The sequence below is a fragment of the Streptomyces sp. NPDC059373 genome (genome assembly GCF_042751495.1).
Taxonomy (GTDB): Bacteria; Actinomycetota; Actinomycetes; order Streptomycetales; family Streptomycetaceae; genus Actinacidiphila.
Genome location: NZ_JBHYXC010000024.1, coordinates 46373 through 58870, shown reverse-complemented (window position 1 = coordinate 58870; position 12498 = coordinate 46373). Strand labels below are relative to the sequence as shown.

General features: G+C 69.4%; 10 protein-coding genes. 4 read left to right on the top strand and 6 right to left on the bottom strand.

The window, feature by feature from the left end; genetic code table 11:
• Positions 1–517: 517 nt before the first annotated feature.
• The 5 genes from ACFXJ5_RS27365 to ACFXJ5_RS27345 all read right to left on the bottom strand — a co-directional run bounded on the left by ACFXJ5_RS27365 (position 518) and on the right by ACFXJ5_RS27345 (position 6068).
• On the bottom strand, positions 518–1600 hold the full coding sequence (locus ACFXJ5_RS27365; RefSeq protein WP_384636389.1) for a LacI family DNA-binding transcriptional regulator: 1083 nt from the start codon (positions 1598–1600) through the stop codon (positions 518–520).
• Between the two features lie 47 nt (positions 1601–1647).
• Positions 1648–2583, bottom strand: a complete 936-nt coding sequence (locus tag ACFXJ5_RS27360) for a carbohydrate ABC transporter permease (protein ID WP_384636386.1) — start codon at positions 2581–2583, stop codon at positions 1648–1650.
• Positions 2584–2593: 10 nt separating this feature from the next.
• Positions 2594–3502 (bottom strand): carbohydrate ABC transporter permease, encoded by a 909-nt coding sequence (locus ACFXJ5_RS27355; RefSeq protein ID WP_384636383.1) that lies wholly within the window; start codon positions 3500–3502, stop codon positions 2594–2596.
• Between the two features lie 69 nt (positions 3503–3571).
• Entirely contained in the window at positions 3572–4993 is a 1422-nt protein-coding gene (ngcE, locus tag ACFXJ5_RS27350) for an N-acetylglucosamine/diacetylchitobiose ABC transporter substrate-binding protein (protein WP_384636381.1), read from the bottom strand.
• A 64-nt stretch (positions 4994–5057) separates the two neighbouring features.
• Positions 5058–6068 carry a hydroxyacid dehydrogenase gene (locus tag ACFXJ5_RS27345; RefSeq protein WP_384636378.1) on the bottom strand — a complete coding sequence of 337 codons (1011 nt, stop codon included), beginning with the start codon at positions 6066–6068 and terminating at the stop codon, positions 5058–5060.
• Between the two features lie 311 nt (positions 6069–6379).
• Between ACFXJ5_RS27345 and ACFXJ5_RS27340 the strand changes: the two genes are divergently transcribed.
• From ACFXJ5_RS27340 to ACFXJ5_RS27330, 3 genes are all read left to right on the top strand, one after another.
• The gene (locus ACFXJ5_RS27340; protein ID WP_384636375.1) at positions 6380–9280 is read left to right on the top strand and encodes a polysaccharide lyase family 8 super-sandwich domain-containing protein; all 2901 of its coding nucleotides are present in this window, start codon (positions 6380–6382) and stop codon (positions 9278–9280) included.
• Between the two features lie 64 nt (positions 9281–9344).
• Positions 9345–11096, top strand: coding sequence for a DUF2264 domain-containing protein (locus ACFXJ5_RS27335; RefSeq protein WP_384636372.1), 1752 nt, complete (start codon positions 9345–9347; stop codon positions 11094–11096).
• Positions 11097–11160: 64 nt separating this feature from the next.
• Entirely contained in the window at positions 11161–11808 is a 648-nt protein-coding gene (locus ACFXJ5_RS27330) for a ThuA domain-containing protein (RefSeq protein ID WP_384636369.1), read from the top strand.
• A gap of 8 nt (positions 11809–11816) precedes the next feature.
• Here the strand turns inward: ACFXJ5_RS27330 and ACFXJ5_RS27325 are convergent, their stop codons facing one another.
• Positions 11817–11981, bottom strand: coding sequence for a hypothetical protein (locus tag ACFXJ5_RS27325; protein WP_384636366.1), 165 nt, complete (start codon positions 11979–11981; stop codon positions 11817–11819).
• Positions 11982–12124: 143 nt separating this feature from the next.
• Between ACFXJ5_RS27325 and ACFXJ5_RS27320 the strand changes: the two genes are divergently transcribed.
• A complete protein-coding gene (locus ACFXJ5_RS27320) occupies positions 12125–12496 on the top strand; it encodes a nuclear transport factor 2 family protein (protein ID WP_384636363.1) in 372 nt (123 codons plus the stop codon).
• Positions 12497–12498: the final 2 nt, after the last annotated feature.

Sequence of the window (12498 nt, the reverse complement as noted above, 5' to 3'; positions counted from 1 at the left end):
GCCGTGGAGCGGGGGTTCCATGCGATGAGGGAACCCTGGGCGCGGGAACGCGTCGGCGATGGGAATCGGGATGTTCACCATGCTGCTCCTCCTGGTGTCAGCGGACGTGGGTGAGCGGCACAAGACCCGGCCCGCTCCTGGAGTCTCCGGGAGCGGGCTCTGTTCAATGGCGGGGATCTGCGGGCCGCATCCCTCCGCCACGGGCCGCCATCGACAACCGCTGTCGCAGCTCAATACCTGTCGTGCGACAGAAATTAAAGCCGCTGAGTTTCACCGCGATGTCACCCCCGTGTCGGCAGGGTAAGAGGCCGCCCAGCCAACGGCTTTCGCGGCCGCGACGAGCGCTCTTCGCGGACCTGTACCCCTGGTCAAGCGGCCGCCCCTCGGCGCCGCCCCAGGTGTCGGCCCACGCCACCGGACCGAGTACGGGGACTCAGGCCCCGGCCGCCGAGCGCGCCGCGGATCCTTGGAGGATCGGTGGGAGCGTCGGCCTCGGCGTCCTTCAGCGGCTGCGTACCTACGGTCTCGCGGTGATGGAGCGCGCACTCTGGCGCATGACCAGGTGTGTGCCGAGCATGACGCTCTGGTCGGCGTACAACGGGTCGTCGCGGTGCAGCGCCATCCGCACCGCGGTGCGGCCCAGTTCGTCGAAGGGCACGTGCACGGAGTTCAGCGGCGGGTAGAGGTCGGCGCAGATCGACTCGTCGTTGTAGCCGATGAGCGACAGATCGTCCGGAATGGACAGGCCGGCCTCGCGGGCGGCGGCCATCGCGCCGGCCGCGAGGTAGTCGTCGAAGCAGAACGCCGCGGTATACGGCAGTGGTCCGGCGGCCAGGTGGGCGCGCACGGTCTCGTAGCCGAATGGCCGGTCGGCCCGTCCGATGTGGAGGAGTCCCGGATCCGGGGTGACGCCGTAGTCCTCGTGCGCTCGGCGGTATCCGGCGATGCGCAGGTTGGTCGTGGTGTGGTCACGGGGGCCGCCGAGGAGGGCGATGCGCCGGTGGCCGAGGGACAGCAGGTGGCTGACGGCCGCGTGGGCGCCGCCTTCGTTGTCGTAGTCCACGACCGTGATCGGCAGGTCGGGCGCGGGGGCGGGGCGACCGCAGAGCACCAGCCGGGAGCCGCTGGCGTCGAGGACTCGGGCGAAGCGGGAGATGCGCTCGGCGTAGTGGGGCGTGACGAACGTTCCGCCGATGAGCACCACCGCCTCGGTGTTGTGCTGGCGCAGTGTCTCCAGCAGCGCCATCTCCCGATCCGGGTCGTTCCTGGTGGAACAGACGATGCAGAGCCGATTCTCGTTGATGGCCTGCTCTTCGATGCCGCCGGCGACCCGGTTGTGGAACTGCCAGGACAGCGTCGGCAACAGGATCGCCACGGTGCGTGAGTGCGGTGCCGACAGGGCGCGCGCCTGGGCGTTGACCACGTAGTCGAGATCCCTGATGGCCCGCTGCACGCGTACCTGAACCGTGGGGGAGACCGGGCGGTTGCCGGTCAGGACCCGGGAGACGGTCGCCGGCGAGACGCCGGCTCGGGCCGCGACATCGCGGATGGTGGCGGCACGCGGAGCCGCGTTCTGGCGGTCGTGCATACCGTCGTGCATAGCTGAAGTATACGGTTGCCTGTCTGTTTCCTCTGAGGACAACGGGCTCACTTGAGCATTCCCACGGTGAGGCCGGCCTGGATGCGCCGCTGGAGCATCAGATAGAGGGCGATCACGGGGACGGCCGCGATGACGAGTCCGGCGAACAGGGCACTCCAGTCCGCCTCGTAGCCCTGCTGGCTGGACAGGCTCGCCAGGCCCTGGGACAGGACGTACTTGTGGCGGTCGGTGTTGAGCGCGACCGGTAGCAGGTACTGGTTCCACATGCCGAGGAAGTTGAAGATGCCGACCGAAACCAGACCGGGCTTGGCCATGGGCAGCATGACTCGGAAGAATATGGCCTCCTGCGAGGCACCGTCGATGAGGGCGGCCTCGGCGACGGCCGTGGGCAGGGTGCGGAAGAAGCTGGTCAGGAAGAAGACGGTGAACGGCAGTGCGTACGCCGTATAGACCAGGATCAAGCCCTGGTAACTGCCGAGTAGGCGGAGGTTCTTGACGATGAAGAAGAGTGGGACGAGGGCGAGGACGACGGGGAAGGCCATGCCGGCGACGAACGTGTAGTAGATCAGCCGGGATCCGGGGAACGTGAACCGGGCCAGCACGTAGGCGACCATCGAACCCAGGATCATCGTGAGGGCCAGCGCGCCGAATACGACGACGAGGGTGTTGACGAAGAAGTCCCCGATGCTCGCCTTGGACCAGGCCCGGGCGAAGTTGTCGGCGTGCCAGGTGCTGGGGAGCCGCCACGGGTTGCCGAACAGCTCGCTGTTGTCCTTGAACGCGCTGATCAAGGCCCACAGCAGAGGCACGGTGGACAGCAGGGCCCAGAAGGCGAGCAGAGCGTGGGTCACGCCGGTGGCCAGGGGAGCGGCGCGGCGGGTGCGTTGGGGGGAGGTCGTTGTCGGGCCGGCCTCAGAACTCGATCGTGTGGCCAGGGGAGCGCCGGCGCGGGTGCGGTGGGGCGAAGTCGGCGGAGTTGTCATCGGGTTGGCCTCAGAACTCGATCGTGGTCTTCTTGCGGGAGGTGCCGAAGGTGAGCGCCGTCATCAGCAGGCTCAACAGGCTCAGCAGCACACCGATCGCGGTGGCGTAGCCGAAGTTGCCTTTCTGGAACGCTGACAGGTAGAGGTACTGGGACAGCACCATGGTGGAGTTGTCCGGGCCGCCGGAGGGGGCGAGAACCATGAACAGCGCGAACGCGTCGAGCGCGTGGATGCCCAGATATATCCAGGCGACCTGGACGGTCTCCCGCAGCAGCGGCAGGGTGATGCGGGTCAGCATCTGGAACCGTCCGGCGCCGTCCAGTTCGGCGGCCTCGAAGATGTCCTTCGGAATGGACTGCATCGCGGCGCTGAACAGCACGACGTAGAATCCGACGCCGGCCCAGACCAGCACGCCGATCAGCGCCCACAGCGCGACGGTCGGGTCGCCGAGCCAGGAGTGCGCCAGCCCGCCCAGCCCGATTGCCTCCAGCCCCCCGTTGAGCAGCCCGATCTGGGGGTTGTAGATGAACTGCCAGAGAACCGCCGTGATCACCACGGGGAGGATGTGCGGAAGGAAGTAGACGCGGCGGTAGAAGGCCGAGCCGCGGACTCCCGCCACCTTGCCCCCCGAGCCGCCGACGTTGAGCATGCCGGCGAAGAACAGTCCGAGCGCGATCGTGACCAGCGGCACCACCAGCAGAAGCAGCCCGTTGTGTGCCAGGGCCCGCCAGAAGTCCGGGTCCTGAAGCAGGCGCTGGAAGTTGTCGAACCCGACGAAGGGCTTGTCGGCGGTGAACCCGGACCAGCTGGTCAGCGAGATCTGGAACGCCTGCGCGTAGGGGGAGACCACCAGCACCGCGTACAGGGTGAGCGGCAGTGCCAGGAAGAGAAGAATGATGCGGGTTTTTCCGTGGTTCACGAACGACTCCGGAAGTAGGGAGACGGGATCTGCCGCCCCAACCCCGTGGGGGCGACAGATCCGATCCGGCTAGCGCTTGAACTTCGTGATGGAGGAGTCGGCGGCGACGGTGTCGGCCTTGGCCTGCATTTTGGAGAGGAAGCCGGCCGCGTCGGTGCGCCCGGCGAGCAGGTTGGCCATCTCGGTCTTCATCGTGGTGGCCAGGTCGGCGTACCAGCTGGGGAACAGGTAGGAGAACAGGTCGTTCCCGGCCGCGTCGATGGCCTTCGTCACCGATCCCAACGCGGTGGAACCGAAGTCCTTGTCGCCCGTCGCCCCCTTGACGACGGTGAGGGCATGGGTCGTCTTCGTGAAATTGGCCGCGGCCTCCTTGGAGAGCATGGTCCGCAGGAACTCCTTGCCGCCACGGACGTTCTTGGCCTTGGCGGGGACGACGTAGATCTCCCCTCCCACGGCGTGCAGCGCGGTCTGCGGCAGGCTGCCGGTCGCCGAAAGCGGGGGGACCGTGCCGAAGACCATGTCGAACCCGTCCGGAGTGATCGCCTTCATCTCGTTCTCGATGAATGATCCGGAGTGGTACAGCGCGGCCTTGCCCTGTACCCACGCGGTCTGGGCCTGGGTGTGGTCCAGTCCCTCGCTGCCCTTGAGGAAGTACCCGGACGAGGCCAGTGAGGCGATCGCCTCGGCGGCGGCCTTCACCGGCTCGGCCTGCCACGCCTTGGCTTCCAGATTGTCGATCGCCTTGATCACGTCGACCCCGCCCTGCTTCACCGCGAGCGCAATCAGCGGGCTGAGGAAGTAGTCGGGCGCCGTCGTGCCGCCGTACGCGAACGGTGCGATGCCCGCCTTCTTGATCTTGGCGGCCAGGGCGGTCAGGTCGTCCCAGGTGGTCGGCCAGGTCCAGCCGTGCTTGTCGAACAGTGTCTTGGAGTACCAGAAGCCGCTGACGGTGAAGACGTACGGAAGACCCATCACCTTGCCGTCGAACGTGGCGGGGTCCAGCGCACCCGACAGGAGGGTGTCCTCGACCGTGGTGTCCGGGTCGTCGGCCGAGGGGGCCTTCAGCAGGTCGGACAGGTTGGCCACCTGGCCGTCGGCGACCAGCGTGCCCAACACCATCTTCGTGGCACCACTGTTGTCGACGACGTCCGGCGGGTCGCCGGCGACGAACCGCGGCTGCAGCTCGGTCCCGATCTCGGTGATGCCGGAGTGGCTGACCTTCGCCTTCGGGAACTTCTTGGCGTACAGCTTCTCGTCGAACTTGGCGTAGTCGTCGCTGTAGCCGCCCTTGAAGACGACGACGTCCAGCGCGGCGTCCTCGGCGACGCCGAACGGGTTGGTGGCGGTGACCTTGCCTTCGGCCGCGGTGGTGGTGTCACCGCTGGAGCCGGCGCACGAGGCCAGCAGGCCGGCGCCGGACACGGCGAAAGCGGCGACCGCTGTCGATCTCAGCAGGGCCCGTCGTGAGAAGGCCGGGGGGAGGGTGTTCATTGGTGCCTCTCCTTGATTGCGATGGGGACGGTGTTGCGATGGGGGCGGCGCCGGACGGGCCGGGTCAGGCCAGCAGCGCCAGTTGGTCGGCGCGGATGCGTCCGTGCAGGGGCTGGTCTGCGGCGAGACGTTCGATCTCGGCGACGGCGAACTCGCCGAGCCGACGTATCTCGGTGCCCATCGCCCCGGCCACGTGCGGCGTGACCGTGACGTTGGGCAGCGCCAGCAGCGGGTGGCCGGCGGGCAGGGGTTCGGGGTCGGTGACATCCAGGACGGCGTCGATCCGGCCGGTGACGCAGTGCCGGAGCAGTGCCTCGGACTCGATCAGCTGTCCGCGCGCGGTGTTGATCAGGACTGCGCCGTCACGCAGCAGCGCGAGACGGCGGTCGTCGAGCAGGTGGTGGGTCTCGGGCAGGGCCGGTGCGTGCAGGCTGACCACGTCGCTGCGGCGCAGCAGGTCGTCCAGCTCGACCAGTTGCACCTGTCCGGCCGGAAGCAGCTCGGCCGCCGCGCGCGCGTCCAGGGTCGGGTCGCTGACCAGCAGCTGGAAGCCGTGCGGGGCGAGCAGTTCCAGGACCAGACGACCGGTCCGGGAGGCGCCGACGACCCCGACGACCCGTTCGTGGTTGCCGGTGTCGTCGGCGAGCTTGTTCTTGTAGTGGCCCCGCGAGTACGCGTCGGCCAGCCGGAAGGCGCGCTTGCCCGCGAGCAGGATCGCGCCGACGGTGTACTGCGCGACCGGGAAGGCGTTGGCGGAAACCGCCGAGGAGACGAGGATTCCGCGCTCCCAGACCTCGGGCGTGAGGTGGTGCTTGACCGACCCCGCGGCGTGCACGATCGCGCGCAGCCGGGGGGCGGCGTCGAGGACGTCGCGGTCGACGAGGGGACAGCCCCAGCCGGTGAGGAGCACGTCGGTGTTCGCCAGGCGCTCGCCGACGGCCGGATCGGTGAAGTCGGTGATGACGTCGGGCTGTACGGCCGCGCTCTCTTCCAGCCGGGCGGCGAGCGCCTCGGTGAGGGCGAGGGCGGCGACCTCACGCTGCATCGCGATCGCGACGGTCATGCGGCGGCTCACCGTTTCACTGCTCCTTGGGGAAAGAGGGTTGCTCCAGTGCGTGCAACCGGTTTCATGATTGGGGTGCCGTCAAGGTAGGGGCCATCGAGACACCGCGTCAAGAGACGGCATGGAGGAGACGATTTCCCCATGAAAATCGGCTAAGAGTTGGGATCGATGAAGGAAGGAAAGGTTGCCTCTCAAGAGGCAACCGGTTTACTGTCCCCGCCAACTGACCTGCCCCAGCTACCGGGGGGAGGTGGACATCCGTCCAACGCGGACGCTTGCGTCCGCCCGACCGCACCCCGCACGGGGCGCGGAGGGGATCCCCGATGCTCACTCGCCGACAGTTGCTGCAAGTCGCCACCGCCACAGCCGGCATCACCCTGGGCCTGGCCGCGACCGGTGCGTCGCCGGCCTTCGCCGCCGACGAGTACGACACCCTGCGCCTGCGCTGGATCGACAAGACCCTGCTGGGAACCGGCTACGACTCCTCGGACGAGCCGTTCGCCACCCTCCTCGCCCTCATCGGCAGTACCTCGGCCGGCTTCCGGACTGACATGAACCCGACCAGCACGTCTCTCTGGGACGACCTGCCGATCGGCAGCGTCAGCGGCAACGTCACCTCCAGCTATGGGCGCCTGAAGTGGATGGCCCAGGCGTGGGCCTTCGACGGCACCGGTCTGACCGGGGACGCCGATCTCCTCTCCGACGTCCTGACCGGCCTGGACTGGATGTACGCCAACGCCTACACCCCGACGACCACCACCTACGACAACTGGTGGGACTGGCAGATCGGCGCACCACGCCTCTCGCTGGACATCTCCTGCCTGCTGTACGCCGAGCTCAGCAGCGGCCAACTCGCCGACTACTACGAGGCGATCGACGCCTTCGTGCCGGATTCGGCGGTCTCCTCCTACAGCGGGGTCAGCACCGGAGCGAACCGGGTCGACCTGTGCCGCGTGCTCATCCTGCGCGGCGTCCTCGCGAAGAGCTCGGCGAAGATCACCACCGGGGTCACCGGACTCTCACCGGTGTTCCCGCTGGTCCGCAGTGGCGACGGGTTCTACGCCGACGGCTCGTTCATCCAGCACACCACCGTGCCCTACACCGGGTCCTACGGCTCCGTCCTGATCAGCGGACTGGCCGGCCTGCTGTCGCTGCTGGCGGGATCGAGCTGGGAGGTGACCGACGACAACCGGCAGCTCCTCTTCGACGCCGTCACCGACGCCTTCGCCCCGTTCCTGTTCAACGGGCTGATGATGGACGGCGTGTCCGGGCGGGCGATCAGCCGCGGCGTCAAGGTCGTCGACAATCCGCTGGGGATTCAGCAGGACGACCACGTGCGCGGCCATCTCATCATCGGAAGCATCCTGATGCTGGCGGACGCCGCCTCGGCCACCGAGGCCGCCACGTGGAACGCGATGGCCAGAGGCTGGCTGGAGCGCGACTACTGGGCCCCGCTGCTCCAGGACGAATACCAGTCGCTACCTGTCCTGGCGCTCGGCAAGTCCGTTCTCGAGGACACCTCGATCACTCCGACCGCCGAACCGGTCGCCGCCCGGGTCTTCGGCAGCATGGACCGCGCCACCCACCGCCGCGGCTCCTGGGCCCTCGCCGTCTCCATGTGCTCAGGTCGGACCGCGTTCTACGAGTGCATCAACGGCGAGAACCTGCACGGCTGGCACACCAGCTCCGGAATGACCTACTGGTGGGGCGACACCTACGGCAACGGCCAGTACTCCGACGCGTACTGGCCGACCGTCGACCCCTACCGCCTGCCCGGCACGACCGTGTCCCGCATCCCGCTGTCGGACGGCCAAGGCGGTTCCCGGCCGACGCCGTCGTCGAGCGTCGTCTGGGTCGGCGGGGCCACCGACGGCACCTACAGCGCGCTCGGCCAGGACACCCGGGGCCTCGGCTCCACACTGGTAGCCAAGAAGTCCTGGTTCTGCCTCGACGACCAGGTCGTCTGCCTGGGCGCCGGGATCACCGCCACCGACGGATACACCGTCGAGACCACTGCCGACAACCGCAACCTCGGCGCCACCGCCTCCAACAGCCTGGTCGTCGACGGGGTCACCCAGTCGACCACGCTGGGCTGGTCCGCCACCTTCACCGGCGCCTCCTGGGCGTCGATCAACGGGATCGGCGGCTACGTCTTCCCCGGCGGGGCCACCGTGAAGGCGGTGCGCGAGGCCCGCACCGGCGCCTGGAGCGACATCAACACCGAGAGTTCCACCACCTCCCTGACCCGCCGTTACCTGACCCTGTGGTTCGACCACGGCACCGATCCCACCGCCGCCGCCTACAGCTACATCCTCCTGCCCGGCGCCACGTCCACGGTCACTGCCGCCCGCGCCGCCGCCCCGACGGTGACCGTCCTGGCCAACACCGGCTCCATCCAGGCGGTCACCGACACCGCCACCGGCGTGACCGCCGCCAACTTCTTCGCCGCCGGTACCGCGGGCCCGATCACCGTCTCGGCCCCCTGCTCCGTCCTCATACGGGAGTCCGACGACACGCTGTCGGTCAGCGTCGCCGACCCCACCCGCGCCGCCGCCACCATCACCGTCACCGTCAACCGCAGCGGATACACCCAGGCCACCGCGGACGACGGCGTCAGCGTCGTCGGCCTGTCTCCCATCACGCTGATCGTGGAGGTCGGCGGTGCCCAGGGCGCCTCCCGCACCATCACGTTCGGCACCGGTACGACCGTCACCGCCGGCGCGTACACCAAACTCACCCCGACCGCGGACGCCTACGTCCGCGACGGCTCCTACGCCACCACCAACTACGGCAGCACCACCGACCTGGACGTCAAGAACACCGGCACAGGCACGGGCTACAACCGCCGCTCCTTCCTCAAGTTCGACCTGTCCGGCCTGGCGGCCACACCCAGGCGCGCGGTGCTGTGGGTCCGGGGGGTCACCTCCGATTCCGCCGGCACCCAGGCCACCGTCACCGGGTACGGGGTGAGCAGCGACAGCTGGACGGAGACCGGCCTGACCTGGAACACCCAGCCGGCCCTGGGCAGCGCGCTCTCCTCCGGCTCGATCGGCAGCGCCAACGACTGGATCCCGATCGACGTCACCAGCCACATACAGACCCAGTACGCCGGCGACGGGACCGCGACGGTCGCCCTCGCCGAGGCCTCGGCCGGGGTCATCGTCCTCCTGGCCAGCCGGACCAACTCCACGAATCCGCCGTTCTTGCAGGTCATCACGGGGTGATCTGACTGATGGAAACGTAGGCAACCGGTTGCACGTCGGGGGCTTGATCCCTACGATGGCGGCCATGCCCACCCCGTCGCAGCTGTTCGGCCCAGCCCCCACCACCCGGGAGGGCTGGGCCGACGCGCTACTCGCCCTCGTCGCACCGGCCACGCGCACGGCGGCCGCCGGACCCGAGCGCATGCCGGTCCACGCGAGCATGAGCGACCGTGGGGCGGTCTGGTTCGAACTCGTCGCCCGCCCGCTGTGGGGACTCGCCGCGCACGCCGCCGGCGGCCTGTCCGGCGCGGACCGGCAGTGGGACGAACTGCGCCGCGCGCTGACCGCCGCCGTCGACCCCGAACATCCCTGGTACGTCGGCCGACCGGCCGACATGGACCAGCGCCTCGTCGAATCCGCCGCCGTCGGCTACGCCCTCGCCGTCGCGAAGGACCAGCTCTGGGATCCCCTCACCGAACGCCAGCGGGAACAGCTCTCCGACTGGCTGTCGGCGGCGGCGTCGGCAACACCCTTTGACAACAACTGGTGTTTCTTTCCCGTGCTCGCCGCCGCCGGACTGCGTTCGGTGGGCGTACCCGTGGACGAGGCGCGGGTGGCCGCGCACCTGGATCGCATCGAGGACTTCGCACTGCGCGACGGCTGGTATGCCGACGGGCCCGGCACGCCCGAGCGGCCCGGCTCCCGCGACTACTACGTCCCGTTCGGATTCCATTTCTACGGGCTCCTGCTGGCGTCATTGAAAGCGGTCGACGACGAGCGGCGGCGACGCTACCGGCAGCGGGCGACCGAGTTCGCCGCTCAGTTCCAGCACTGGTTCGCCGCCGACGGAGCCGCCGTGCCCTTCGGCCGCAGCCTCGGCTACCGGTTCGCCCAGGGCTCCTTCTGGTCGGCACTGGCCGCGGCCGACCTGCCCGCCGTCGACTGGGCCACCGCGCGCGCCCTGGCGCAGCGCAACCTCGGCTGGTGGTGGCGGCAAGCCATCCTTGCCGAGGACGGCTCCCTCACCGTCGGCTACGCCTACCCGAACACCGGTGTCGTCGAGCAGTACATGGCCGGTGGGTCGACGTACTGGGGCCTGAAGATCTTCGCGAGCCTCGCCGCGGCCGACGATCATCCGTTCTGGACGGCGACGCCCGCGCCGGACCTGCCTGCTTGCGTCAGCCCGCAACCGGCCGCGGCGGTGATCCTCGCACGGGACGCGGCGGGGGACGTCGTCGCCCTCGCCGGGCAGAACGCGCCCGCCTGGAACCCCCGCGGCGGTAACGCCAAATACGCGAAGTTCGCCTACTCCACCCTCGCCGGGTTCAGCGTGCCCACCGGCGAACCGTCCCTGGACCAGGGCGGCTTCGACAGCACGCTGGCCCTGTCCGACGACGGTGAATCCTGGCGTGCGCGTTCCGCCGGAGAATCCCGGATCGAGGGCGAAACCCTCGTCGTGCGCTGGCAGCCGTGGCCGGACGTGGTCATCGAAACCCGGCTGCGGCACGCCGACGGCGGGCACGTCCGCGAGCACCGCATCATCACCAGGCGTCGGCTGTACACGGCCGAAGGCGCGTTCTGCGTCCCGAAGACCGGCCTCGGGGCCACGCCCCACAACGTCACGGAGCGCCCCGGCCTGGCCCGCGCGACGGCCGACACGGCCGTCAGCGAGATCGTCTGCCTGACGGCCGACGAGCCACCACGCGACGGCGTCGTCGTGCTGCAGATGCCGGGCTCCCACCTCCTGCACCCGCGCGCGGTCCTTCCGACCCTGAGAGGCGTCCTCGATCCCGGCGAGCACACCCTGCGCTGCCGTGTTTCCCTCACCCGCCGGTGATGACAGCGCCATCCGGAGGGTCAGCGGGTGGCGACAAAGATCGTTTTCCAGCACTGGAGCGTGCATGTCCACCAGACAGGTTCTCGTGTACACAGCGACCGCCGCCTACCGGCACGAGTCCATTCCCGCCGCTGTCGCCGCCTTCGGCGAGTTGGGCGCCGAGCACGGGTTCACGGTCCGCGCCACCGAGGAGCCGCTGCGTTCCCTCGACGGGTACGACGCGGTCGTGTTCCTGTCGACCAGCGGCGAGGTCCTCGACGAACCGGGCCGGGCGGCACTGCTCGATCACATCGCGGGCGGCGGCGGATTCCTGGGCGTTCACTCCGCTGCCTGCACCGAGTACCAGTGGCCCGCCTACGGTGAACTCCTCGGCGCCAGGTTCGCCGGACATCCCCCGGTGCAGCCGGCCGTACTCACCGTCGACCGCTCGCATCCGGCCACCGCACACCTTCCCCGGCAATGGCACTGGACCGACGAGTGGTACGACTTCGGGACACCACCCCGCGACGTCACCGTCCTGGCCACCGTCGACGAAACGACCTACACCGGCGGCGGTATGGGCGCCGACCATCCCCTCGTCTGGTACCGGCGCCACGGCCGCGGACGCAGCTTCTACACCGCGCTCGGCCATGCGACCGAGGCCTACGACGACCCGGTCTTCCGGGCCCACCTGCTCGGCGCCCTGGGATGGGTCGCCTCCTGGCCGTGCTGAATGGAAGCTCAGGCCGCCGTGGCGGGGGCGGCGGCCGTCGTCCGCTCGGCGCGGACCTGCCGGAGCAGGTGCTGCACCTCGTCGTAGACGCGGTCAGGGTCGCCGGTCTCGAGGAGTGCCGCCAGGTGATGGAGGCGGCGCCAGGTGGCCCCGCAGTGCTGACCGCGGAGCACTGTGCTGATTCGGTGCTGACCGATGATCCCGCTGCCGCCTGAATCGCAAGCCAAGAGGCTTGCCGCCATTACCTCAGCGGTAATCGACGCTCTCGCCGCCCCGGGGCATCGTGGGTCTCGTCCGAACCGACGGAGGAGCGAACATGACGCAGACGCAGTACGAGAACGCAGCCGCCCGCTACATCGAGGCGTGGAACAGCGGCGACCCCGACGAGCGGGCCAAGGCGGTGGCGGCCGCGTGGACGGAGGACGGCAGCTACACGGACCCGTTGGCGGAGGTGGCCGGGCATGAGGGGATCGCGGGGGTGATCGCGGGGGCTCAGGAGCAGTTCCCGGGGTTCGAGTTCAGGTTGGCGGGGGCGGTGGACGGGCACCATGGCGTGGCGCGCTTCGGGTGGGAGCTGGTGTCGGTGGCCGACGGCTCGGCGCCGGTCGCGGGCTTCGATGTGGTGACGCTGGCCGAGGACGGCCGGATCCGTACGGTCAGCGGCTTCCTGGACCGGGTCCCGGGCTGAGC